The 24351-nt window shown below is 66.3% G+C and carries 22 protein-coding genes; 14 read left to right on the top strand and 8 right to left on the bottom strand.

Annotation, left to right across the window (positions count from 1 at the left end; all coding sequences use genetic code 11):
* Positions 1-3 precede the first annotated feature (3 nt).
* Positions 4-2142: a 4Fe-4S binding protein gene (locus tag AC51BJ_RS04790; protein WP_496279491.1), complete on the bottom strand. Its 2139-nt coding sequence runs from the start codon at positions 2140-2142 to the stop codon at positions 4-6.
* A 213-nt stretch (positions 2143-2355) separates the two neighbouring features.
* On the opposite strand from AC51BJ_RS04790, the gene AC51BJ_RS04785 reads away from it, so the two are divergent.
* On the top strand, positions 2356-3189 hold the full coding sequence (locus tag AC51BJ_RS04785) for a tetratricopeptide repeat protein (RefSeq protein WP_496279490.1): 834 nt from the start codon (positions 2356-2358) through the stop codon (positions 3187-3189).
* A 130-nt stretch (positions 3190-3319) separates the two neighbouring features.
* Here the strand turns inward: AC51BJ_RS04785 and AC51BJ_RS04780 are convergent, their stop codons facing one another.
* The 3 genes from AC51BJ_RS04780 to AC51BJ_RS04770 form a co-directional block, all read right to left on the bottom strand.
* Entirely contained in the window at positions 3320-4741 is a 1422-nt protein-coding gene (locus tag AC51BJ_RS04780) for an ATP-binding protein (protein WP_496279489.1), read from the bottom strand.
* Positions 4738-5463, bottom strand: a complete 726-nt coding sequence (locus AC51BJ_RS04775; RefSeq protein ID WP_496279488.1) for a response regulator — start codon at positions 5461-5463, stop codon at positions 4738-4740. Before AC51BJ_RS04775 ends, AC51BJ_RS04780 begins: the two co-directional genes overlap by 4 nt.
* 63 nt (positions 5464-5526) lie before the next feature.
* Positions 5527-5922 (bottom strand): hypothetical protein, encoded by a 396-nt coding sequence (locus AC51BJ_RS04770; RefSeq protein ID WP_496279487.1) that lies wholly within the window; start codon positions 5920-5922, stop codon positions 5527-5529.
* A gap of 198 nt (positions 5923-6120) precedes the next feature.
* Between AC51BJ_RS04770 and AC51BJ_RS04765 the strand changes: the two genes are divergently transcribed.
* Together AC51BJ_RS04765 and AC51BJ_RS04760 are read left to right on the top strand one after the other, a co-directional pair.
* Positions 6121-8694 carry a glycosyltransferase gene (locus AC51BJ_RS04765; RefSeq protein ID WP_496279583.1) on the top strand — a complete coding sequence of 858 codons (2574 nt, stop codon included), beginning with the start codon at positions 6121-6123 and terminating at the stop codon, positions 8692-8694.
* A 4-nt stretch (positions 8695-8698) separates the two neighbouring features.
* The gene (locus AC51BJ_RS04760) at positions 8699-10246 is read left to right on the top strand and encodes a glycoside hydrolase family 17 protein (protein ID WP_496279486.1); all 1548 of its coding nucleotides are present in this window, start codon (positions 8699-8701) and stop codon (positions 10244-10246) included.
* Here AC51BJ_RS04760 and AC51BJ_RS04755 read toward each other — a convergent pair.
* The gene (locus AC51BJ_RS04755; RefSeq protein ID WP_430434543.1) at positions 10235-10858 is read right to left on the bottom strand and encodes a YbhB/YbcL family Raf kinase inhibitor-like protein; all 624 of its coding nucleotides are present in this window, start codon (positions 10856-10858) and stop codon (positions 10235-10237) included. The genes AC51BJ_RS04760 and AC51BJ_RS04755 overlap by 12 nt on opposite strands.
* A gap of 16 nt (positions 10859-10874) precedes the next feature.
* Positions 10875-12413, bottom strand: a complete 1539-nt coding sequence (gene murJ / locus AC51BJ_RS04750; RefSeq protein ID WP_496279485.1) for a murein biosynthesis integral membrane protein MurJ — start codon at positions 12411-12413, stop codon at positions 10875-10877.
* A 143-nt stretch (positions 12414-12556) separates the two neighbouring features.
* Here murJ and rpsT point away from each other — a divergent pair, with 143 nt between their 5' ends.
* A complete protein-coding gene (rpsT, locus tag AC51BJ_RS04745; protein WP_019917602.1) occupies positions 12557-12829 on the top strand; it encodes a 30S ribosomal protein S20 in 273 nt (90 codons plus the stop codon).
* Positions 12830-13023: 194 nt separating this feature from the next.
* Here rpsT and AC51BJ_RS04740 read toward each other — a convergent pair whose 3' ends face one another.
* Positions 13024-13407 (bottom strand): DUF3579 domain-containing protein, encoded by a 384-nt coding sequence (locus tag AC51BJ_RS04740; RefSeq protein WP_430434541.1) that lies wholly within the window; start codon positions 13405-13407, stop codon positions 13024-13026.
* 723 nt (positions 13408-14130) lie between these two features.
* Here AC51BJ_RS04740 and AC51BJ_RS04735 point away from each other — a divergent pair.
* The 5 genes from AC51BJ_RS04735 to AC51BJ_RS04715 are packed head-to-tail and all read left to right on the top strand — an operon-like array spanning position 14131 to position 18380.
* On the top strand, positions 14131-15318 hold the full coding sequence (locus AC51BJ_RS04735) for an aspartate aminotransferase family protein (RefSeq protein WP_496279484.1): 1188 nt from the start codon (positions 14131-14133) through the stop codon (positions 15316-15318).
* A 1-nt stretch (position 15319) separates the two neighbouring features.
* Positions 15320-16243, top strand: a complete 924-nt coding sequence (gene argF, locus AC51BJ_RS04730) for an ornithine carbamoyltransferase (protein ID WP_496279483.1) — start codon at positions 15320-15322, stop codon at positions 16241-16243.
* Between the two features lie 31 nt (positions 16244-16274).
* The gene (locus tag AC51BJ_RS04725; RefSeq protein WP_020165214.1) at positions 16275-17507 is read left to right on the top strand and encodes an argininosuccinate synthase; all 1233 of its coding nucleotides are present in this window, start codon (positions 16275-16277) and stop codon (positions 17505-17507) included.
* A gap of 18 nt (positions 17508-17525) precedes the next feature.
* A complete protein-coding gene (gene ppnP, locus AC51BJ_RS04720) occupies positions 17526-17840 on the top strand; it encodes a pyrimidine/purine nucleoside phosphorylase (RefSeq protein ID WP_008062806.1) in 315 nt (104 codons plus the stop codon).
* 54 nt (positions 17841-17894) lie between these two features.
* Positions 17895-18380: a YajQ family cyclic di-GMP-binding protein gene (locus AC51BJ_RS04715; RefSeq protein WP_304002675.1), complete on the top strand. Its 486-nt coding sequence runs from the start codon at positions 17895-17897 to the stop codon at positions 18378-18380.
* Positions 18381-18437: 57 nt separating this feature from the next.
* Here the strand turns inward: AC51BJ_RS04715 and AC51BJ_RS04710 are convergent, their stop codons facing one another.
* Positions 18438-19142, bottom strand: a complete 705-nt coding sequence (locus AC51BJ_RS04710) for a type 1 glutamine amidotransferase (RefSeq protein ID WP_496279482.1) — start codon at positions 19140-19142, stop codon at positions 18438-18440.
* Here AC51BJ_RS04710 and AC51BJ_RS04705 point away from each other — a divergent pair.
* The 5 genes from AC51BJ_RS04705 to AC51BJ_RS04685 all read left to right on the top strand — a co-directional run bounded on the left by AC51BJ_RS04705 (position 19132) and on the right by AC51BJ_RS04685 (position 24298).
* Positions 19132-19797 carry a retropepsin-like aspartic protease family protein gene (locus AC51BJ_RS04705; protein WP_496279481.1) on the top strand — a complete coding sequence of 222 codons (666 nt, stop codon included), beginning with the start codon at positions 19132-19134 and terminating at the stop codon, positions 19795-19797. The two genes, AC51BJ_RS04710 and AC51BJ_RS04705, sit on opposite strands and share 11 nt — an antisense overlap.
* Positions 19797-20390 carry a CoA pyrophosphatase gene (locus AC51BJ_RS04700; RefSeq protein WP_496279480.1) on the top strand — a complete coding sequence of 198 codons (594 nt, stop codon included), beginning with the start codon at positions 19797-19799 and terminating at the stop codon, positions 20388-20390. Before AC51BJ_RS04705 ends, AC51BJ_RS04700 begins: the two co-directional genes overlap by 1 nt.
* 140 nt (positions 20391-20530) lie before the next feature.
* A complete protein-coding gene (locus AC51BJ_RS04695; RefSeq protein WP_019917615.1) occupies positions 20531-21457 on the top strand; it encodes a CobD/CbiB family protein in 927 nt (308 codons plus the stop codon).
* A 20-nt stretch (positions 21458-21477) separates the two neighbouring features.
* A complete protein-coding gene (gene bktB / locus AC51BJ_RS04690) occupies positions 21478-22665 on the top strand; it encodes a beta-ketothiolase BktB (RefSeq protein ID WP_304002687.1) in 1188 nt (395 codons plus the stop codon).
* Positions 22666-22876: 211 nt separating this feature from the next.
* Positions 22877-24298 (top strand): circularly permuted type 2 ATP-grasp protein, encoded by a 1422-nt coding sequence (locus tag AC51BJ_RS04685; RefSeq protein WP_304002689.1) that lies wholly within the window; start codon positions 22877-22879, stop codon positions 24296-24298.
* Positions 24299-24351: the final 53 nt, after the last annotated feature.

Genomic DNA, 24351 nt, shown 5'->3' with positions numbered 1-24351 from the left:
CGTTCAGTTCGTGGCGTCCGCCGTCCGCACTGGAACGGGGAAAGGCGTCACCGTGCGCCCCCTCTTCGCATACAGCAGCACCGGCGCGCAGCGCTGCGGGTCGGCGTGGATGCCAACGCAGTCCAGACACTGGAAACAGTCGTCGTAGCGGATGTCGCCGCTGCGCTCGATCGCGTCGTACTGGCAGCGGTGGCGACAGGTCTGACAGGGCTTGCCGCATTCGGCGCGGCGCACCAGCCAGTCGAAGCGCCTCAGTTTGCCGCCCAGCGCCATCGCGGCACCCAGCGGACACAGGTGGCGACAGAAGAACTTGTAGCTGAAAGCACCCGCCAGCAGCAGGCCGACCGCCCACGCGACATAGGGCCAGGCGCGGTCGAAGCCGACCGTGATCGCGGTCTTGAACGGCTCGACCTCGACCAGACTTTCGGCGATCCGAGGCGCGGTCGCTGCGGCGATGACCAGCGCCGCCAGCAGCGCGTAGCGGCCGCGGTCGAGCGTACGTGCCAGTCGCCGCGGTAGCCGGATCTGCGGGACCCGCAGCTTCTGCGCCGCGATGGCGACGAATTCCTGCAGCGCGCCGAAGGGGCAGAGCCAGCCGCAGAAGGTGCCGCGACCCCAGATGAAGAAGCTCACCGCGGTGAACGCGATCAGCAGCAGCGACACCGGGTCGTACAGAAAGCTCGACAGGTCCGATCCGGCGGCCAGCGTCTTGATCGCGCCGGTGATCTGCACGATGGACAGCTGGCCCTGCGCGTGCCAGCCGATGAACACCAGCGTGAACAGCAGGAAGGCGTTGCGGAACAGCGCCAGCCGCCGGGCGTCGCGCGCCATCCAGTCCGGCTTTGCCAGCACCACGCAGAGCAGGACGAGCGCGACGCCGATCGCTGCGAGGTCGGGCCACCGGCCCTGCCAGGCGACCAGCCATTCGGGCAGCGGCTGTGGCGGATAGACGAACAGGTCGGCGTCCGGCGTGTAGTCGAAGGACACGGTCTGGTGCGTAATGCGCGGCAGCATCATGCCCTTGGCGCGGGTCAGCGTCAGCGTGAGCTGCATCGGCCGCGCCGGGTCCAGCCCCGCCTGGGCGTAGATGCGGAACACGCCGGAGGCATTGAAGGCTGGCGCGCCTGCAGGAGCCGGGTGCTCGAACACCAGATCGCGCATTTCCACCGGCAGCCCGCCCTGGGTCAGCGACAGGCTGGGTGGCGGCGTACCCGGTACGAAGCCTTCGTCCAGCATCGCGATGCGGCCGGCGCTGGCGATCCACAGTGCGTGCTGGCCGTCCTCCAGCTTCTTCATCAGATCGGCGTAACGGGCGTCGCCGAGCACGGCGCGGCCCACCGTCGGCGCATTCAGGTAGCCGACGTAAAGGTCGACCAGCGTGGCGTCCGGTTCGGCCAGCGCGACCTCGTCCGCGCCTTCGCCGTCGGTGCCGGCGAACAGCTTTTCGGCCTCAGCATTGCTGACGCGCAGGTGGCCGATCAGCCCGCGCTTGACCAGCGTGGCGAAATCCAGCCGGTCGAAGACGTCGGCGCGCGCCCGCGCGGCAGGGCCTCGCGCGCCGGGGTCGGCGAAGCCGAGCTTCTCGCGCGCCACCGCGAGGCCGGCCGCCAGCACTGTCTGGTTCACGATGCGTACCGACGCGGTCGCCTTGGTCACGCCATCGAGCACGACGCGGCTGTCGCTGCCGCCCGCGCGTGTATTGCCGTAGGCCGACGACACGGTGATTTCCTGCTTCAGATTGCGGCCGGCGTACTGCTGCACGAATTCCTTCAGCGGCGCTTCGCCCAGCCCGCTGAGGAAGACCGGTTCGTGCTGGCGCAGCACCTCGACGTCAATGAAGCCACCCTTGCGGTCGATGGCGACCAGCAGGTTCATCGGTGTGCCTTCGAAGCCGGGAATCGGCGCCAGGTCGATCGACTCGAACACATAGCCGACCGGTCCGGCCTCCGGTTCCAGTTCGCTGGTGATCGGCCAGACCGGCAGGTCGGCCAGCTTGGGCTGTACGTGCAGAGGCGGCTGGAAGCGGCGGGCGAGGTCGTCGTGGCCAAGTTCGCCAGCCAGCGCCGCGCCGCACAGACAGGAGGCGAACAGCAGGACGTGGCGGACAAGTGCGCCGATGGACGCACGGGAGATCAGGGACATGAAGTCGGTCCGTGTGGGACGACGGGGCCAACGCACTGCATGCTGCTCTGGCGTGCCCCGCAGACGCGCATGCTAATCGGACGCGGCTCGGCGCCTGCCATGGAAAATGCCCGAACAAGCGGCATTCGTGAGCGCACGATGTAACTTAGACTGCGCCGCGCCTGTCACAGGCACGCCCAGAAAAACGGGCGCTTACGCCCTGGAGAATCGAACATGCACCCACTTTCCTGCGCCTCGTCGCTGCGCGTCCTGTGCGCGACGCTGACTCTCGGCCTGCTGCCGCTGAGCGCATGGGCCATCACCGACGACGACATCGCCGAGGCGGTGCAGAAGCCGTCCTGGGGGCTGTACAAGGGTTACGCCGAATTCAAGATGGCGCACTACGCCGACGCGAAACGCATCTGGACCGCGCTGGCTGAGCGCGGCAATGGCGAGGCCTGGTTCAATCTGGGCATCCTCGCCGAGGACGGGCTGGGCGAGCCGCAGAATCCGCACGAGGCGCGTCGCCTGTACGAGAGCGGCGCCCAGGCGGGCAGCCGCAATTCGGCGCTGCGCCTCGGTCTGCTGCTGCAGGGCGGCAAGCTCGGCCAGCGCGACATCGACGGCGCGCGCCACTGGCTCAAGGTGGCGGCCGACGCCGGCGACCAGGAAGCGGCCACTCACCTTGCGGCGCTGAACGATCCGCAGGGCGGCAGCATCCGCGACCGCGAACTGGCCGAGGCGCGCCGCTTCGAAGCCGAGGGCCGGCACGCCGACGCGGCAGCGATGTACCGCAAGCTGGCCGACTTTGGCGACGTGCGCGGCGTGACGCGACTGGCCTGGGCTTACGAAGCCGGCCGCGGCGTGCAGCGCAATCTGGCCGAAGCGGCGCGGCTGTTCCGCGTCGCCGCGGAGCAGGGCGAGGCGGAGGCGCAGTACGCGCTGTCGGTCATGCTTGACACCGGCGCCGGGCAGACGCGCAACACGGATGAAGCGCTGCGCTGGCTGCGCGCCTCGGCCGGACAGAACTATCCGCCGGCGGTGCAGGCGTTGCAGGCGCGGAACTGAGCAGAACGCCTCTTGCGGGGGAGGGGGGAGGGAAGCGCGACTGAATTCCGTGTGCGATTGTCGAGGGCTCCGTCGCGGTCAGCAGACCGCTCGCACAGGAAATGCGCTCGCTCCGTCGCCGTCAGCGGGCTTACCCCGTTGATTTCCGGCCGTGCAAGGGCAGCGCGACGCGCGCCCGCAGGCCGCCCTCGGCGCGGCGCGACAGCGTCACCTCGCCACCTTGGGCGCGGATGACGGCGCGCGAGATGGCCAGCCCCAGGCCGCTGCCGCCCGTGTGGCGGGCGCGCGAGGCTTCGAGGCGCACATAGGGTTCGAATACGTGCTCGAGTTCGGCTTCGGGTATGCCCGGTCCGTCGTCGTCGATGTCTATTCGCGCTTCGCCGTCGGTCGACGACAGCGTCACACGGACGCGGCCACCGCCATAGCGGCGCGCGTTGTCCATCAGGTTGGCGAGTGCCCGGCGGGTCAGCGCCGGGCGCAGTACGACCGGCTGCGCGAGACTGCCGCTCACCTCGATGTCCGCACCCAGCGCGGCGATGTCGTCGGCCACGCCATCGACCAGCGCGTCGAGCCGGGTTGGTGCGGCGCTTTCCGAACTGTCGCCGGCGCGCAGGAAGGCCAGCGTGTCGTCGATCAGCGTTTCCATCTCGGCCAGATCGCGTTCGATCGCTTCGCGCACCGGGCTGTCCGGCAACTGCTCGAGGCGCAGACGCACGCGGGTAATCGGCAGCCGCAGGTCGTGCGACACGCCGGCCAGTGCCTGGGCGCGTGTCTGGATCAGCGCGCGCAGCGCGCCCTGCATGCGGTTGAAGGCGTGCGCCGCGCCGGCCACTTCGCGCGGTCCGCCGGTATCGAGCGGCGCCTGATCGAGGTCGCGCGCCAGCCCGTCGGCGGCGCGGGCGAATATCGCCAGCGGACGGGTCAGGCGACGTACCACCCAGATCGACAGCAGGCTCACGGCAAGCACCACCAGCAGCAGGCCGACGATGATGCGCAGCGGACGGTCCACCGGCGGGGGCGGCGGCGAGTAGCGGAAGGTGAGTACGCTGCCGTCGCTCAATCTGGCCTGAGTGGATACGTCGATCACCGGCGGTGCAGGCAGCAGTCGCGCCAGCTTGGGCGGCGGCGGCGGGGGCGGGCGCATGGGGTGCATATCGCTGCGCGGCGTCAGCATGTCCTGTTCGTGCCTGACGACCTGATGCTCGAAGCGCGTGCCCAGCCGTTCGCCGACACGTTGCGCGAAGGCGTCGAAATCGTCCGGCACCGCTTTCGCGTCGTCATACCATGGCTCCTCGAGCGACAGTCGGGTGCTCGGGCTTTCGAGCATGCGCAGCAGCCGATCGCGGCCCGCTGCCGGCGTTTCGTCGACCAGGGCGACCGACTCGGCCAGCCGCGTCGCGGCGTAGTCGCTGCGCATCTGTCGCGACAGGCGCACGCGGTCCTCGACCACCAGCCACAGGCCGAGCGCGTTGGCGAGCAGCAGGCCGCCCAGCAGCACGCACAGGATCTGGCCGAACAGCGTGCGCGGCAGCAGCCGCGACGCCCATGTCAAAGCAGCTTCTCCACCGGGCCGTTGAGCACATAGCCCTCGTTGCGCAGCGTGCGGATGATGCGTGGCTCGCGTCCGTCGTCGCCGAGCCGGCGGCGCAGGCGGCTGATCATCACGTCGACCGTGCGGTCGAAGGGCCCGGCGTCGCGGCCGGCCAGCACGTCCATCAACTGGTCGCGCGACAGCACGCGGTTGGCGTTCTCGGCCAGCGCGTTGAGCATGCGGAATTCGCCACTGGACAGCGGCGTCACAACGCCGGCCTCGTCGACCAGATGGCGGGCACCGAGATCGAGCGTCCAGCCGGAGAATTTCAGGCCGCGCACGCTGCCGTCGCCATCCGGGTGCTCCGGTGCCCGGCGCAGGATGCTGCGCACCCGGGCCAGCAGTTCGCGCGGATGGAAGGGCTTGGGCAGGTAGTCGTCGGCCCCCATCTCCAGGCCGATGATGCGGTCCAGTTCGTCGCCGCGGGCGGTCAGCATCAGGATGGGCAGGCGCGATTTGGCGCGGATTTCGCGGCACAGCGCGAGGCCGTCGTCGCCCGGCAGCATCACGTCGAGGATGAGCAGGTCGCAGCCGTCGCGTTCGAGCGCGAGGCGCAGTGCGTCGCCGTCGCCGACGGTGCGCACGTCCATGTCCTGCTTGCCGAGGTAGTCGCGCAGCAGATCGCGCAGGTCCGGGTCGTCGTCGACGACGAGGATGCGCGGTTTCGGTGTGTGTCCGTTCATGCCCTTCAGCTTAGCGGCTCGCGTCCGCGCGGTGGGCGATCCGGACAATTCGGGACATTGTGTTTACGCAGTGTTTACAGAGGCTGGCGGGCGCGCCAGCAGCACGAGCAATCCGGCAAGCAGGCCGACGGCGGCGAAATCGGCGCTGTAAAGCACCAGGCCGGCGGCGCCCGCGACGACGGCGAGGCGCGCCACGAAGGCGTAGCGCAGCAACAGTGCCAGTGCGCCAGCGGCCAGTGCAAGTACGCCGATGCGCTCCTGCATGAAAAGCTGCGGCGCGAAGCGGCGCACCAGGCAGCGCCAGTCGTCGGCGCCGCTGGCGCACAGGCCGTGCAGCAGGTCGGATTCCATCAGGCCGTAGCGCAGGCCGGCGCTGGCCGCGGCGGCGACCAGCAGTGCGATGAGCAGCGGCCAGCCAAGGCGTTTGCGCAGGTCGAGAGCAAGGGAAGAGGTGGGCATGGGGGTATTCATCTGTAGGCACTGTCCGTCACGTGCGAACCATGGATTTTCGCTGTGTTAGCATCGCCGCGCTGCAGCATCGACACCGTCATCCGGTGACCGGCTGCAGTCCTCACCTTACCGGAAACGCTGCGCCCGGCCCAGCCGGACGACCGACACCGATCTCGCATGAAAAGACAGATTTCCCTTGCCCGCGTCATGATCGCCCTGCTGATCGCAGGTGGCGTGGCGGCGGTGCACTTCGCGCTGTGGGCGGTGACGAACCGTCCGGTCAGCGTTGTCGAGCCGCTGGACTACATCGACGGATTTTCCTACAGCCCTTACCGGCGCGACCAGACGCCACTCAAGGGCGTGTATCCGAGCTACGCCGAGATCGAGCAGGACATGAAGCAGCTCGGCGGCATCGCGCACCGGGTGCGCACCTACAACTCGACCGAGAATCCGGAGGTGTCCGATCTGGCGGGGCAGAACGAGCTGCGCGTCACCGCGGGCGCCTGGCTGGACCGCGACAAGGTGAAGAACCGGCGCGAGATCGGTGCCGTGCTGGCGGACGCCCGGCTGCATGCGAACATCGACCGCATCATCGTCGGCAACGAGGTATTGCTGCGCGACGACCTGACCTTCCCCGAGATGTATGCCTACCTCGACGAGGTGCGCAATGCGACCGATCTGCCGGTATCGACCGCCGAACCCTGGCACGTCTGGCTGAAGAATCCGGAACTGGCGGACCACGTCGATTTCCTCGCCGTCCATCTGCTGCCGTATCACGAGGGCGTGCCCGTGGACAAAGCGGTCGACTACGCGATGGCGCGCTACCAGGAACTGCTGGACGCCTTCCCCGGCCGCTCCATCCTGATTTCCGAAATCGGCTGGCCGAGCAAGGGGCCGACCATCCAGGCGGCGGTCGCGTCGGAAGAGAACCAGGCGCGCTTCGTGCGCGAATTCCTCTATCGCGCGCTGTGCAAGAACCTCGACTACTTCCTGATCGAAGCCTACGACCAGCCATGGAAGATCGATATCGAGGGCTGGGCCGGTGCCTACTGGGGCGTGTTCAACGCCGACCGCGAGCTGAAGTTCCCGCTCGAAGGCAGCGTGGATCCGAACAGTGGCTGGATTGATGACGCGCTGGTCGCCACCGTGTTCGCGCTGGTGCCGATGCTGCTGCTCTGTCTGGCGCAGCGCGGCATGAGCATCGGCGGCCAGCTCTGGATGTGCATACTGGTGCAGGCCTGCGTCACCGCCATCGTCATCGCCGCCCGCCTGCCGGCCGACTACTACTTCACCTTGCGCGACCTGACCGCGCTGATAGGCCTCGTGTTCGGCGTGGTGCTGACGGCCGGCGTGCTGCTGACCAACGGATTCGAGTTCGCCGAGGTGTTCTTCAAGCCGCGCTGGCGCCGTGCCTACAAGCCGGCTGAGCCGGTGCCGCCGGAACAGCAGCCCTTCGTGTCGGTGCACCTCGCCTGTTGCAACGAACCGCCGGAAATGGTGATCGCCACCATCGACAGTCTGGCGGCGATGGACTACCAGAACTTCGAAGTCATCGTCGTCGACAACAACACCAAGGACGAGGCGCTGTGGAAGCCGGTCGAGGCGCGCATGGCCGAGTTGGGCCCGCGCTTCCGCTTCTTCCATCTGCCGCAGTGGCCGGGTTTCAAGGCCGGTGCGCTGAATTTCGCGATGAAGCAGATCGATCCGCGCACCGCGGTGGTCGGCGTGGTCGACGCCGACTACGTGGTCACCCCCGACTGGCTCAGCGCACTGGTGCCGCATTTCCGTGACCCCAAGGTGGCCGTGGTGCAGGCACCGCAGGCGCACCGCGAGTGGGAGCGCCATTTCTTCAAGCGCATGTGCAACTGGGAGTTCGATGGCTTCTTCCGCATCGGCATGCACCATCGTCATGAGCGCAACGCGCTGATCCAGCACGGCACGATGACGCTGGTGCGCCGCTCGCGCCTCGAGGAATCGGGCAACTGGTCCGAGTGGTGCATCTGCGAGGACACCGAACTGGGCCTGCGCCTGCTCGAGAACGGCGACGAACTGCGCTACATTGACCGCGTTTTCGGCCGCGGTCTGACGCCGTCCAGCTTCGCCGCACTGAAGTCGCAGCGCTTCCGCTGGGCCTTCGGCGCGATGCAGATCATGAAGGGCCACTGGAAGGCGCTGGTCGGCAAGAGCAAGCTCTCGGCCGGTCAGCGCTATCACTTCATCACCGGCTGGTTCTCGTGGTTCGGCGACGCGCTGCAGTTCCTGTTCGCGCTGGGCGCCATAGGCTGGACGGCCGCGATGCTGATCTGGCCGAAGATGTTCTCGCTGCCGGTCACCATCATGCTGGCGCCGGTGCTCGGCCTGCTGGTCGCCAAGGCGGCGATGGGGCCCATCCTGTATCGCCGCGCGATGGACTGTCCATGGGCCGACATCGCCGGCGCGTCGCTGGTGAGCCTGGGCCTGTCGCACGCGATCGCGCGCGGCATCATCGCCGGCATCACGCACAAGCGCGGTGTCTTCCTGCGCACCGCGAAGGGCAAGGCGGAGGGCGGTCTTGCCAAATTCTTCCAGCCGATACGCGAAGAGATGTACCTGCTGCTGTCGCTGATCGGCGCCGCCAGCGCCATGCTTTACATGCGCGGCAGCGACAGCGTCGAAGTACTGCTGTGGGTGACCATGCTGGGCCTGCAGTCGCTGCCCTACATCGCCGCACTGGCCTGCCAGTTCATCGCCCAGCTGCCGGAAAAGCCGCTGCCGGCCGCGCCGGCGACACAGGCAGCGTAAGGCGATGATGGAGCCGCTGAATCGCGCGCCGCGCTGGGCGCGTTATGCGCTGGTGCATCTGGTCGCGCTGGCGCTGATCGCGTTCTGGATCTGGCGCGCCAACCAGCCGCAGCCGCTGGCCGACGTGCCGCCGGACCAGGCACGTCTGCAGTGCGTGTCGTACGCACCCTATTACCGGCCGGGCGAATCGCCGCTGATTCCCGATTTCCAGGTGAGTCGCGAGCGCATCGACGCCGACCTCGCACGGCTGTCGCGGATCACCGACTGCGTGCGTCTGTACTCGGTCGACCAGGGGCTGTCCGCCGTTCCCGAACTGGCCGGTCGCCACGGACTGAAGGTGCTGGTGGGCGCCTGGATAGGCGGCGACCTGAAGAAGAACGACATCGAGCTGACACAGGCCATCGCGCTTGCCAACCGTCACCGCGACGTGGTGCGCGGCCTCATCGTCGGCAACGAGGTGCTGTTGCGCCGCGAGCAGACCGAGGATGCGATGCGCCGCTACATCGAGCGTGCCCAGCGCGAAACCGAGGTGCCGGTGACTTACGCCGACGTCTGGGAGTTCTGGCTCAAGCACCGTTCACTCGCGGCCAGCGTCGATTTCGCCACCGTGCACATCCTGCCCTACTGGGAGGACGAGCCGCGGGCGATTGACGACGCGATCACGCACGTGACGGCGGTGATGGACACGATGGCCATCGAACTGGGCAAGCCGCTGCTGATCGGCGAGACCGGCTGGCCCAGTCTGGGCAAGCAGCGCGACGGCGCGCGGCCGGGGCTGATCGAGCAGGCGCGTTATCTGCGCGAATTCCTGCTGGCGGCGCAGGCGCACGGCTGGCAGTACAACGTGATCGAAGCCTATGACCAGCCGTGGAAGCGCCTGCTCGAAGGTACGGTCGGCGGGTACTGGGGGGTGCTCGATTCGCACGGCCACGCCAAGTTCGGCTGGCATGGGGCGTTGGCCGAACGCAACGACGGTGCCACGCCGCTGACCGCCGGCGCGGTCGGGCTGGCGCTCGGCGTGCTGATCGTGCTGGCCGCGCGTGTGCGTCGCTCCGGTGCTGCAGCGGCTTACGCGCTGTCCGGGGCACTGGCGGGACTGATCGGACTGCTGCAGTGGGAATACCTGTCGCTCGCCTGCCGCAATCCTGCGGAGTGGCTGGCCATGGGCGCGGTCGCGCTGGCGGGCAGCCTGGCGTGGGCGCTGCTGCCCTTCGTGATGACCGGTCGCGCACGACCTGCGATGGCGTTCGTCGTGCGCGTGCTGCTGTTCGGCCTGGCCACCGGCGGCCTGTTGCTCGCGGTCGATGGTCGCTATCGCGATTTCCCCTTCCTGCTGTTCGTGCTGCCGACCATTCAGTTCGGTCTGGCTGCGCGCTGGGCCGGTTTCGACGTGATGCCGCGATTGCCCGAGTCGCGTATTTTCACGCTGATTGCGGTGGCCGGCAGTGCCATCGCCTGGCTTCTCGACTGGCGCAACCCGCAGGCGTTGGGTTGGGCGCTGATGGCCGCCGTGCTGGCGGCCGCCTTCGCGCCACGTCGCTCAGCTGACTGAGGGGTTCAGCGCGTAAAGCCCGGTCAGGCTCGCCTGGCCGAGCACGTGGCCCTGCATCGCCTGTCTCACGACATCGAGCGTAAGCCGGCCGTCTGCCGGCAGGCGTTCGACGTCCAGCGCGTACAGCGTGAACACGTAGTGATGGACGATTTCGTCGTTCCACGGCGGGCAGGGGCCGTCGTAGCCATGGTAGTCGCCCGTCATCTGCGCGTCGCCGGCGAACCACGCGGTGTAATCGTTGATGCCCTGGCGGGTGCCGCGCGGACCGGCCGGGCCGGGCTTGCCGCAGGCGGTGACCGCCGACGAGAACTCGCCTTCGGCGATTTCGCCGGTCGGTGCGAGGTCGACCAGTATCCAGTGCGTGAAGTCGCAGCGCGGCAGCGAGGCGGGCACAGTGCGGCCGTCCTGGTTCACGTCGTCCGGCCGGGTCGGCACGTCGGGGTCGTGGCAGATCAGCACCAGCGAACGCGTGCCGGCCGGCAGATCGGACCAGGCGAGGTGCGGGTTGCGGTTGTTGCCAAGTTGCGCGTGACCCTTGCCGTCGGGGATGCAGAACGCGTTGTTGCCCGGGATGCGGGTGCCGTCGGCAAAGGTGTTGCTCGTCAGTTTCATCTAGTCAGCTCCTCGTTCAGGACGCCGCGCGACGCGAAAAGTCGCGCAGCCGGAAACCCAGTGCGAACAGCACGGCGAAGTAGGCACCGGCGCCGGCCGGCACCAGCCAGCCCAGGTGCAGAATGCGGTTGAGCGTGCCCATCTGCAGCCAGTCGCCCGGCACCTGCGCGCCGAAGTACAGCACCACGCCCATCGCTGCAAGCGCAGACAGCATCTTGAGCCAGAAGCTCCGCCAGCCGGGTGCCGGCGTGTAGGCACCGGTGCGGCGCAGGCCGTGGTAGAGGAAACCGGCGTTCACCAGCGATGCCAGCCCGATGGACAGCGCCAGCCCTGCGTGTGCCAGCGGGCCGATGAAGACGAGGTTCATCAACTGGGTCAGCACCAGTACGCCGATCGCAATCTTGACCGGCGTGCGGATGTCCTGCCGCGAATAGAAACCGGGTGCCAGCACCTTCACAAGAATCAGTCCGGTCAGGCCGACGCTGTAGGCGAGCAGCGCCTCGCGCGTCGCCAGCACGTCGTGCGCGGTGAACTGTCCGTGGTGGAACAGCGTGGCGATCAATGGTGTGGCCAGCAGAGCCAGCGCAAGCGCCGCCGGCAGCGTAAGCAGCAGCGTCAGGCGCAGGCCCCAGTCGAGCAGGGAGGAAAATTCACCGCCGTTGCCATCGGCGTGACTGCGCGACAGCGAAGGCAGCAATATGGTGCCGAGCGCCACGCCGAGCAGGCCGGCCGGGAATTCCATCAGACGGTCGGCGTAGTAGAGCCAGGACACCGAACCGCTCTCGAGGAAGGAGGCGAAGATGGTGTTGATCAGCAGTGAAATCTGCGACACCGACACGCCCAGTATCGCCGGCAGCATCAGTTTGAAGATGCGACGCACACCGGGATCGTGCAGGTCGAGCCGCATCCGCGGCAGCATGCCGATGCGCATCAGCGCCGGCACCTGCAGCGCCAGCTGCAGCGCGCCGCCGATGAATACCGCCCAGGCCAGCGCCAGTACCGGCGGATCGAAATACGGCGCGGCGAACAGGCTCATGCCGATGAAGCTAAGGTTCAGCAGTACCGGCGTGAAGGCGGGGATGGCGAAGCGGCTGAAGGTGTTCAGCACGCCGCCGGCCATCGCCACCAGCGACATGAACAGGATGTAGGGAAAGGTGATGCGGGTCAGCGTCACCGTCAGGTCGAACTTGTCGGCGTCGGCGGCAAAGCCGGGGGCGGATATATATATGATGAGCGGCGCGGCGACGATGCCGATCACCGTGACCACCGCGACCACCAGGGCGAGCAGGGTGGCGACATGGTCAATCAGTGCCCGCGTGTCGTCGACGCCGCGCCGGTTGCGGTACTCGCCCAGTATCGGCACGAAGGCCTGCGAGAAGGCGCCCTCGGCGAACATGCGACGCAGCAGGTTGGGCAGACGGAAGGCGACGAAGAAAGCGTCGGTGGCGGCGCCAGCGCCGAAGGCCCGGGCGATGAAAAAATCGCGGACGAAGCCGAGGATGCGCGACAGCAGCGTCATGCTGCTGACGGTCGCGAGTGCACGAAGCAGATTCATCAGGCGATGCGTGTGGAGAGACAGCGCGCACCTTACCAGAGCCGTGCGGGCTGTCGGCCACGCGATGCGCCGAACTGGGTCTTGCACCGGCAACTCATAGTGCGTATACTCGCGCGTTTTCCCGAACACCCAACCGCAAGAACATGGCCAATTCCGCACAAGCACGCAAGCGCGCCCGTCAGGCGAACGTTCGTCGTGATCACAACATGAGCCAGCGCTCGGAGCTGCGCACTGCCATCAAGAACGTCCGCAAGGCCATCCTGGCTGGCGACAAGGCAGCTGCGCAAGCCGTGTTCGTGCAGGCCCAGACGACGATCGACAGCATCGCCGACAAGAACATCATCCACAAGAACAAGGCAGCGCGTCACAAGAGCCGTCTGTCCGGTGCGATCAAGGCGATGGGCGCCGCGGCCTGAGTTCCGCAGCCTGACCCGCCGGCGGCCATCCAGGCCGCAGCAATAAAAAAGCCGACCCGATGGTCGGCTTTTTTATTGCCTGTGTCTTGCGGGCACTGACAATGGGCAATGCTGCTTCGTCGTCGGTGCTGACGCCTGGCGGACGTATTCCGGAAGGCGTCCGCCAGGCGTCCGGATCGCCCAAGAACGGGGATTCAGATCTCTGCGGCGCCGGTCTCGTAGTCCACACGCAGATCGTTGTCGCGCGCGAAATGCATCAGGAAGTTGTAGGCAAGCGGTTCGAGTTCGTACAGGCGGGCATCGACAAATACGCACTTCTCGCCGGTGATCCAGCAACCGGGGCGCACGTACGGTGAGTAGCGCATCTTGCGCTGGCTGCCGAACGAGGACATGACGCCGCACAGGCGGTCGGACCAGTCGCTTGGGCGGAAGGTGCGGCCCTTGCTCGTGGCACCGATGATCGTGAAGCTGCGCGCGCGGCGCGGGTCGTCCACCTGTTTGCGCACCAGGCTGTCGTTGGCGGGCGGTAGAGGAGGGGCTGCGGCGTCGCCGTCGTGTACATGCGGAATCGCGCTCATGTTCGGGTCTGTGGCCTCCGGCAGTTCTGTGTTCGGTCCGGCTGCGTCGCACCTGGCAGGTGGCGCGGCTGCAGCCGGGGTGGTGCTTCGCTCAGTTATAGAGGTAAAACAGGGCTCTTTTTTATCTTTAAAAACAAGGTTTAGCTGTTGTAAAGCTAATGTTCTGTTTCTATACTCGCGCTATCCCTATGAGGAGACGGCGCTTTATGCTCAATTCCAGCCTCAGATCCAGGCAGTCCACAGTACTTGGCAGTGTGTCGTCTCCGGCGCCTCGGGCTCAGATGGCCCGATTCGGTTTCAGGATCCGTACGCGAGGCGGCGTGCTGATCGACAACCTGTCCATACCCGGCGCGAGTGCCGAAGAGGCCGAACGCAAGTTGCGACAGATCTATATGGGCTGCTCGGTGCTAGCACGCTTTGTGCCAGACCCGCAGATCGGGCCCGGTGCCGCCCGCAGGGTCGGCTAAGTCCCTGCCGCAACGGATGTTCGCTGCCCGGTACGGGCTGGGGGGCGGGCGACCGCACTGCTGCGTCGTCTGCCGAGCGAGGTGACAATGTGCGCCGCAACATGAGCGGCGCCTGCTACACAGCGCGCGGGCTTTGAACTAAAATCGTTCTCTCATCAAGCACGGCGGCGCGAGCCGCCGTGCTTTTTTCGTTTTCCGCATCACGCCGCCAGCAGGCGTGCCGTCGATGCGGCAGCAGGGTCACGGAGCTGTTTCGATGACGCATCTGATGAATACCTACGGCCGCCAGCCGGTCGCCTTCACCCACGGCAAGGGCGTACGGCTGTATGACGAGAACGGTCGCGAGTACCTGGACGCGATGGCCGGTGTTGCCGTGAATACGCTGGGCCACGGTCATCCCGATCTGGTTCAGGCGGTGTCGCGGCAGGCGGCGGAAATGATCCACTGCTCCAATCTGTACCGCGTGCTGGCACAGGAAAAGCTGTCGGACCGTCTGGCCGAACTGTCCGGCATGGACGAAGTGTTCTTCTGCAATTCCGGTTGTGAAGCCAACGAGGCGGCGATCAAGCTCGCCCGTCTGTACGGCCATCAGCGCGGCGTCGAACTGCCGGGCATCATCGTGATGGAGCACGCCTTCCACGGCCGCACGCTGGCCACGTTGTCGGCCACCGGCAACCGTAAGGTGCAAGCCGGTTTCGAGCCGCTGACGCCGGGCTTCCACCGGGTGCCTTTCAGCGACATCGCCGCGGTGCGCGCGATCGCCGAACACACGCGCAACATCGTCGCCGTGCTGTTCGAGCCGGTGCAGGGCGAGGGCGGTATCCACGCCGCCGATCTGGCCTACATGCGCGAACTGCGGCAACTGTGCGACCAGCATCAGTGGCTGTTCATGGTCGACGAGGTGCAGTGCGGCATCGGTCGTACCGGCAGCTGGTTTGCCTTCCAGCACGCCGGTATCGAGCCGGACGTGATGACGCTGGCCAAGGGTCTCGGCTCGGGCGTGCCGATCGGCGCTTGCCTGGCGCGCGGGCCGGCCGCCGGTGTTTTCAAACCTGGCACTCATGGTTCGACCTTCGGTGGCAATCCCCTGGCCTGCGCCGCCGCGCTGACCACGCTCGACGTCGTCGCGCGCGACGATCTGCGGGGCAATGCCGTGCGTCAGGGCGACGCGATCCGCGCCGGCTTCCGTGATGCGCTGAAGGATGTGGCGGGCGTGAAGGACATCCGCGGTGCCGGCATGATGATAGGCATCGAACTCGACCGCCCCTGCGGCGCGCTGGTCGGTCAGGCACTCGAAGCGGGTCTGCTGATCAACGTCACGGCCGACAGCACGATACGTCTGGTGCCGCCGCTGGTCTTCAACGACGCCGACAGCCGCGAGCTGGTCGACCGGTTGTCGCCGATCATCCGCAACTTCCTCGCGGGCGCCCAGCTCGCCGCATGAAATGACTGAACCCAGACACTTTCTGCAACTGAAGGATCTGACGCGCGAAGAGCTCGACTACGTGTTCGCGCGCACCCGCTGGATCAAGGACAAGTTCAAGCGCTACGAACAGTACTGGCCGCTGCAGGACCGCACGCTGGTCATGATCTTCGAGAAGCAAAGCACACGCACGCGCCTGTCCTTCGAAGCCGGCATGCACCAGATGGGCGGCAGCGCGATCTACCTGAACACGCGCGACTCCCAGCTCGGCCGCGGCGAGCCGGTCGAGGACGCGGCCCAGGTCATTTCGCGCATGTGCGACGTGGTCATGATCCGCACCTTCGAACAGACCATCATCGAGCGCTTCGCGGCGAACTCTCGCGTGCCGGTGATCAACGGCCTGACCAACGAATATCACCCCTGCCAGGTGCTGGCCGACATCTACACCTGGATCGAGCACCGCGGCGACATCTCCGGCCGTACCGTGGCGTGGATCGGCGATTCGAACAATATGTGCCACACCTGGATGCAGGCGGCCGAAATCTTCGATTTCAAGCTGAACATTTCGACCCCGCCGGGCTACGAGGTCGAGCCGGAAAAGGTGGGCGTGGCCGGCAGTCACCACGAGTGCTTCGCCGACCCGATGGACGCCGCGCGCGGTGCCGATCTGGTCACCACCGACGTGTGGACCTCGATGGGCTGGGAAGCGGAGAACGAAGCACGTTGTGCCGCTTTCGCCGACTGGCAGGTCGATGCCGACATGATGAAGGTGGCCAAGGCCGACTCACTGTTCATGCACTGCCTGCCGGCGCATCGCGGCGAGGAGGTGAGTGCGGAGGTGATCGACGGCCCGCACTCGGTGGTGTGGGACGAAGCCGAAAACCGCCTGCACGCGCAGAAGGCGCTGATGGAATTCCTGCTGCTCGGACGCGTGTCCGGCAGCTGAACCGACGACTCTTATTGAAAGACGAGCAACGATGAGCGACATCAAGAAAGTGGTCCTCGCCTATTCGGGCGGCCTGGACACCTCGGTCATCCTGAAGTGGCTGCAGGATGTGTATCAGTGCGAAATCGTCACCTTCACCGCCGACCTCGGCCAGGGTGAGGAACTCGAACCGGCGCGTGCCAAGGCGATCAAGCTGGGCATCAAGCCGGAGAACATCTACATCGACGATCTGCGCGAGGAGTTTGTGCGCGATTTCGTGTTCCCGATGTTCCGCGCCAATACGATCTACGAAGGCGAATACCTGCTCGGCACCTCGATCGCGCGTCCGCTGATCGCCAAGCGCCTGATCGATATCGCGCGAGAAACCGGCGCCAACGCCATTTCGCACGGCGCCACCGGCAAGGGCAACGACCAGGTCCGCTTCGAACTGGGCGCCTATGCGCTGATGCCGAACGTGAAGGTGATTGCGCCGTGGCGTGAGTGGGATCTGCTGTCGCGCGAAAAGCTGCTGGCCTATGCCGAGAAGCACGGCATCCCGATCGAGATGAAGCACAAGCAGGGTGGCTCGCCCTACTCGATGGACGCCAACCTGCTGCACATCAGCTACGAAGGCCGTCACCTCGAAGATCCGTCGGCCGAAGCCGAGGAATCGATGTGGCGCTGGACGGTGTCGCCGGAAGCGGCGCCGGACGCCGCCGAATACCTCGACCTCGAATTCGAGCGCGGCGACCTGGTCAGCATCAACGGCACCCGCATGCCGGCACACGAACTGCTGGCCACGCTGAACAAGATCGGCGGCAAGCACGGCATCGGCCGTCTCGATCTGGTGGAGAACCGCTACGTCGGCATGAAGTCGCGCGGCTGCTACGAAACGCCGGGCGGCACCATCCTGCTGCGCGCGCACCGCGCCATCGAGTCGATCACTCTGGACCGCGAAGTCGCCCACCTGAAGGACGACCTGATGCCGCGCTACGCCAGCATCATCTACACCGGCTACTGGTGGAGTCCGGAGCGCCGCGCGCTGCAGGCGCTGATCGACCACACGCAACAGACGGTCAATGGCTGGGTGCGGCTCAAGCTGTACAAGGGCAACGTCATCGTCGTCGCCCGCGATTCGAAGACCGACTCGCTGTTCGACCCGACCATCGCCACCTTCGAGGACGATGCCGGCGCCTACGACCAGAAGGATGCGGCCGGTTTCATCAAGCTCAACGCACTGCGCATGCGTATCGCCGCCAACGCCGCGATCAAGCGCGGCAAGTAATCACAACAGGAAAAGAACATGTCCCAGTTCGACAACATCAGCGTCGTCAAGAAAGCCAACGTGTATTTCGACGGCAAGTGCGTCAGCCACAGCATCCAGTTTGCCGATGGCACCAAGAAGTCGGTCGGCGTCATCCTGCCGGCCACGCTCACCTTCAATACCGGCGCGCCGGAAATCATGGAAGGCGTGGCGGGAAGCTGCCGCGTGCGCCTGAAGGGGGAGACGGAATGGAAGACCTATGGTGCCGGTGAGTCCTACAACGTGCCGGGCAATTCGTCCTTCGACATCGAAGTGAGCGGCGAGCCCTACCACTACGTCTGCCATTTCGGCTGATCCGCATCACCGGGCGCCGCTTGGCGCCCGCTCGCAGCACACGAGGTTTTCAGCATGCCGTCCTTCGACATCAGTTCCGAAATCGACATGGTCGAACTGCGCAACGCGGTCGACCAGGCGAACAAGGAAATCACCAACCGCTTCGACTTCAAGGGTTCGGACGCGCGCGTGGAGCAGGGCGACAAGCTGCTCACACTGTTCGCCGACGACGACTTCAAGCTCGACCAGGTCTATGACGTGCTGCTGGGCAAGTTCGCCAAGCGCGGTATCGACGTGCGCTCGGTCGAGCGCGGCGACGCGCAGAAGATCAGCGGCAACAAGATGAAGCAGGAACTGAAGCTCAAGGTGGGTATCGAGAGCGAATCCGCCAAGAAGATCGTGCGCATCCTGAAGGACAGCAAGCTAAAGGTGCAGGGCAGCATCCAGGGCGAGGAAGTGCGCGTCACCGGTGCCAAGCGCGACGTGCTGCAGGAGGCGATCGCGCTGCTGCGCAAGCAGGTGACCGACATCCCGCTGCAGTTCGGCAATTTCCGCGACTGAGCGCCGATTCAGGCGCTGCCGCTACCGCTCCCCGCGATAGCGGCCTGTTTCCCTGGTTCAGTCCTTCAGACCTTTGACCCACTTCGCGTAGGCGGTTTCCGCCACCGCATACAGCGCCGCGATGCGCGCTTCCAGGTCGCGCTGGATGTCCGCCGGCTGCTGCACCGTCGGCTGGGCCGCGGCCTCGGCGATCTCGTCGGCGCCGCCGGTACACCACGACTTCACCAGATCCTCGGTCATTTCGATGTGGCACTGCATTGCCAGATGCTTGCCCATGGCCCATGCCTGGTTGTCGCAGCCGGCAGAGGCCAGCACACGGGTGGCGCCGGTCGGCACGGTAAATGTTTCACCGTGCCAGTGGAAGGACGGAAAGCGTGCCCGGTCGCCGAACCATTCGGCCGCTGCCGGGTCGGTGGCATGGACGTCCAGCCAGCCTATCTCCTTGCAGCGATTGGCGCCGACGGTGCCGCCAAGCGCCTTCGACATGAGCTGGCCGCCCAGGCAGTGGCCGATCACCGGAATGTCGGCGGCGACCGCCTTGCGGATCAGTTCGAGCACCGGCGGAATCCACGGCAGCGGATCGTTCACGCTCATCGGCCCGCCCATGAAGCACAGGCCGGCGAAGGCCGACGGATCGGTCGGCACCGGATCGCCGCAATCCATCGCGAACAGGCGGATTTCACGGCCCAGGCCGTTGATATATGTAGCAAAATGACCAGGTCCTTCGGTCGGACTGTGACGGAACACTGCAATGGGTTTCATCGAAACACCTCCTCGCCGCATTCTAGCCACGCTTGCGCTCGCCGTCCTGGCTGCGGCAAGCGGCGCGCAGGCCGCCGACGTGTCGCTGGCCGGCGTTTTCGGCGGCAAGGCGGTTCTGGTGATCGACGGCGGCGCGCCGCGCACGCTGGCACCGGGTGCCCGTTCGCCGGAAGGTGTGAAGCTGCTGTCGGTCGAGGGCGACCGTGCCTGGGTCGACATCGACGGCCGGCGCGTGCAGCTGCGCATCGGCGAGAACGTGGCGTCGCAGCGCAGTGCCGAAACGTCGGCCTCGGTCATCCACCTGAACGCGGATCAGCAGGGACACTTCTCCGCCGACGGGGCGATCAATGGCGTGCCAATGAAATTCCTGCTCGATACCGGCGCTACCGTGATCGCGATGGACCGCAAGCAGGCGCGCCGTGCCGGCGTCGATCTGTCCCGTGCCGAAGCGATGCGGGTGCAGACCGCCAATGGCGTGGTCCGCGCCTGGCGCGTCCGGCTGGCCAGCGTGAAGCTGGGCAGCGTTACCCAGGCCAATGTCGAAGCGGCCGTGATGGACGCCGAAATGCCGCAGGTGCTGCTCGGCATGAGTTTCCTGAACCGCATGGACATGCAGCGCAACGGACAGGTCATGACCCTGAGGCAGCGCTTCTGATGGACTTTACCGCGCCCGCTGCAGGCTTCGACATCGATCGCCTGCGTGCCCGACTGTCTCTGCCGGTGGCGCAGCCGGACGTGCGCTTCGCTGGTTTCACGCCGGCGGCTGTACTGGTGCCGGTGGTTGTCGGCGGCGTCGAACCGACGCTGCTGCTGACCCGGCGCAGCGCCCATCTGCACGATCACCCGGGCCAGATCGCCTTCCCCGGCGGTCGCGTCGATGCCGGCGACACCTCACCCGAGGCGACTGCACTGCGCGAGGCGCAGGAAGAGATCGGCCTGCCGCCGGAGCAGGTCGAACTGATCGGCCGCCTGCCGGATTACTACATCACTGCCAGCGGCTTTCGCGTCACCCCGGTGGTCGGTCTGCTGCGCGGGCCGCTGCAACTGCGGCTGGATACCTTCGAGGTGGCCGAGGCTTTCGAGACGCCGCTGTCCTTCCTGCTCGATCCGGCCAACCGCAGGCGTGGCCGTATCGAACACCAGGGCATCACCCGCGAATTCTGGGCCATGCCCTGGCAGGGCTACGACATCTGGGGCGCCACTGCCGGCATGATCGTCAGCTTCGCCGAGCACCTGCTGAAGGACTGACGCTGCCGGGGGGCATGACGGTCACCCGGCTGACCGGCCGGCTACCCGACCCGCCGGGTTCGACAGGATGGTGGCTTGCAAGGCTCCCGCAAGCTTCACTGTGATATCGTCCGGGTGCTCGTAAGGCGATAACGCATCACATGACCTGGCTGTCTCTTTTCGTCGCACTGCTGATCGAGCAGTACAAACCGCTTTCCTATGAGCGCGTCGTCGCAGGCCCTCTTGCCCGCTATGCGGCCTGGTTCGAACAGCGCCTGAACGCTGGCGAGGCGCGCCATGGCGTGGTCGCGTGGTCGCTGGCCGTCGGCCTGCCGGTGGCGGCCGTCTGGTTCCTCTATCTGTTCCTCGTATGGATCAACCCGGTGCTCGGCTGGGTGCTCAATGTCATCGTGCTCTACGTGACCATGGGCTTTCGCCAGTTCAGCCATCATTTCGAGGCCACTGCCGACGCACTGCGTGCCGGTGACACCGACACCGCGCGGCGCGAACTGGGCAACTGGCTGTCGCGCAACACCGACCGGATGAAGCAGGAGGAGATCGCCCGCCTGGCGATCGAGCAGGGCCTGCTGGCGGCGCATCGCCATGTGTTCGCACCGCTGGCACTGTTTGCGCTGCTGCCGGGGCCGACCGGCCCCTTGCTCTATCGCCTGACCGAACGCCTGTCTTGGTCGTGGGCTCGGCGCGAAAACATCGAATTCGGTGCCTTCGGCCGCTTCGCGCGGAACATGTACGAATGGCTGGATTTCATCCCTGTGCGCATGACTGCCGCGACCTTCGCCATTGTTGGCGACTTCGAGGACGCCGTGCATTGCTGGCGCACACAGGCCGCAAAATGGCCTGAGCAGGCGGCGGGCATTCTGCTCGCCAGCGGCGGCGGGGCGCTCGGCGTGAAGCTCGGCGCACCGCTGTTCGAACTCGGCGAAGTCGCGGACCGGCCCGAACTGGGCATGGGCGACGACGCCGATGTTGATCTCATGCAAAGCGCGATCGGCCTTGTTTGGCGCACACTTATATTTTGTCTTCTTTTGCTCGGCCTGCTCACGCTGGCTGGCTATGTCGGTAGCTGATTTCAACGGAGGTGGTACTGATGGCTGACAAGAGAGAAGTGGTGATCGTAGGTGCTGCACGTACGCCGATCGGCGCATATGGTGGTTCGCTGAAGGATTTCACGGCCTGCGATCTGGGCGCGCACGTGGTCAAGGCCGCCTTCGCGCGCGCCGGCGTCGATGCGAAGGAAGCGCAGCATCTGGTGCTGGGCAACGTGATCCACACCGAAGCACGTGACATGTACGTGTCACGTGTCGTGGCGATCAACGGCGGCATGTCGAAGGAATCGTGCGCCATGGGCGTGAACCGCCTGTGCGGCTCCGGCTTCCAGGCCGTCGTGTCGGCGGCCAACGCGATCCAGCTTGGCGATGCCGACTGCGCAGTCGGCGGTGGCGTCGAAACGATGAGCCGTGGCGGCTACCTGATGCCGGCGGCCCGCTGGGGCGCCCGCATGAACGACACCAAGATGATCGACATGATGGTCGGCGCGCTGACCGATCCGTTCGACACGGTGCACATGGGCATCACCGCGGAAAACATCGCCAGCCAGTTCGGCTTCAACCGCGAGGAGCAGGACGCCTTCGCCGTCGCCTCGCACCAGAAGGCCGCGGCCGCGACCGACGCCGGCCACTTCAAGTCGCAGATCGCGCCGCTGGAAGTGGTGACCAAGAAGGGCACCACCGTCATCGACACCGACGAGCACTTCCGCCGCGACGCGTCGCTCGAAGGCATGGCCAAGCTGCGCCCGGTGTTCAAGAAGGACGGTTCGGTCACCGCTGGCAATGCTTCGGGCATCAATGACGGCGCCGCTGCCATCGTCATGATGGAAGCCGGTGCGGCCGCCCGCGCCGGCGCCAAGCCGCTGGCCCGTCTGGTGTCCTACGCCGTTGCCGGCGTCGATCCCACCATCATGGGCACCGGCCCGATCCCGGCCGTCAAGCTGGCGCTGCAGCGCGCCGGCCTGAAGGCGTCTGACCTCGACGTGATCGAATCGAACGAAGCCTTCGCCGTCCAGGCCATGTGCTGCACGCGCGAACTGGGTCTGGACCCGGCCAAGGTGAACCCGAACGGCGGTGCCGTCGGTCTGGGTCACCCGGTCGGTGCGACGGGCGCCATCCTGACCGTCAAGTGCCTGTATGAACTGCAGCGCACCGGTGGTCGCTACGGCCTGATCACCATGTGTATCGGCGGTGGCCAAGGCATTGCGGGCATCATCGAACGCATCTGATCGCCGCTCCACCGGTCTGAAAAAACGCCCCGCCCAGTGCGGGGCGTTTTCGTTTCCGCCCCTTGCACCACATGAATCCGGGCTCCGCACCCGCTTGGTGCGTAAAACCCTTCAAAGCGGAAGGTTTCCAGTCCTGGCGCCGTTTTCCGGCATGGCACATTTTTCGCTGAATGCAGGTACGCGCCAAACAATCACACGAGACAACCCGATCATGGCCAACCCGTCCTCGATCTATGACGAAATGAACGGCGCCGACGGCACGGTGCGCGCTCATTACGCTGGCTACCAGAAGTGGCTGGCGGAAACACCGCCGGAGCGCATCGCGCAAAAGCGTGCCGAAGCGGATCTGGTGTTCCACCGGGTCGGCATCACCTTCGCGGTCTACGGCGAGGAGGAGGGCAAGGAGCGCCTGATTCCGTTCGACGTCGTGCCGCGCATCATCCCCGCCCAGGAATGGAAGCAGCTGGCCGCCGGCCTGCGCCAGCGCGTGAAGGCGCTGAACATGTTCCTGCACGACGTCTACCACGACCAGGAAATCATCAAGGCCGGCAAGATTCCGGCCGAGCAGGTGCTCTCCAACAGCCAGTACCGCCCGGAAATGCAGGGCGTGGACGTCCCGGGCGGCATCTACGCCCACATTGCCGGTGTCGATGTCGTGCGCGCCGGGGCCGGCGAGTTCTACGTGCTGGAAGACAATCTGCGCGTGCCGTCTGGCGTGTCCTACATGCTGGAAGACCGGCGCATGATGATGCGGCTGTTCCCGGAACTGTTCTCGCGCTACCGCGTGGCGCCGGTCGAGCACTACCCCGACATGCTGCTGAGCAATCTGCGTGCGGTCGCACCGGCCGGCGTGCTCGATCCGACAGTCATCGTGCTGACGCCCGGCGCCTACAACTCGGCCTACTTCGAACACGCCTTCCTCGCCCAGCAGATGGGCGTCGAACTGGTCGAGGGCCAGGATCTGTTCGTGCGCGACGAGCACCTGTACATGCGCACCACCCAGGGACCGCAGCGCGTCGATGTGATCTACCGGCGCATCGACGACGACTTCCTCGACCCGCTCGCCTTCCGCGCCGATTCCATGCTGGGCGTGCCGGGTCTGCTGCAGGTCTATCGCGCCGGCCACGTGACGCTGGCGAACGCGATCGGCACCGGAGTGGCGGACGACAAGTCCATCTATCCCTACGTGCCGGACATGATCCGCTTCTATCTGGACGAAGAGCCGCTGCTGAACAACGTGCCGACGTACATGTGTCGCAAGAAGGAGGATCTGGCCTACGTGCTGGCCCACCTCGACGAACTGGTGGTCAAGGAAACGCACGGCGCTGGCGGCTACGGCATGCTGATCGGGCCGCGCGCCTCGAAGGAAGAGATCGAGCGCTTCCGGCAGCTGCTGACCGAGACACCCGAGCGCTACATCGCGCAGCCCACGCTGTCGCTGTCGGCCTGCCCGACCTTCGTCGACGCCGGCATCGCGCCGCGCCATATCGACCTGCGCCCCTTCGTGCTGTCCGGCAAGGACATCAACATGGTGCCCGGCGGTCTGACCCGGGTCGCGCTGCGTGAGGGTTCCCTGGTGGTGAATTCGTCGCAGGGCGGCGGCACCAAGGACACCTGGGTTCTGGAGATCTGAGTATGGATACCCCCACGCTCACTTCGTTCGCTGCCCCCCGAGGGGGCTGCGCT

This window comes from Methyloversatilis sp. S146-33, from assembly GCF_059552495.1.
The sequence above is the reverse complement of the archived record's forward strand: the minus strand, read 5'-3'. Positions and strand labels throughout refer to the sequence as shown.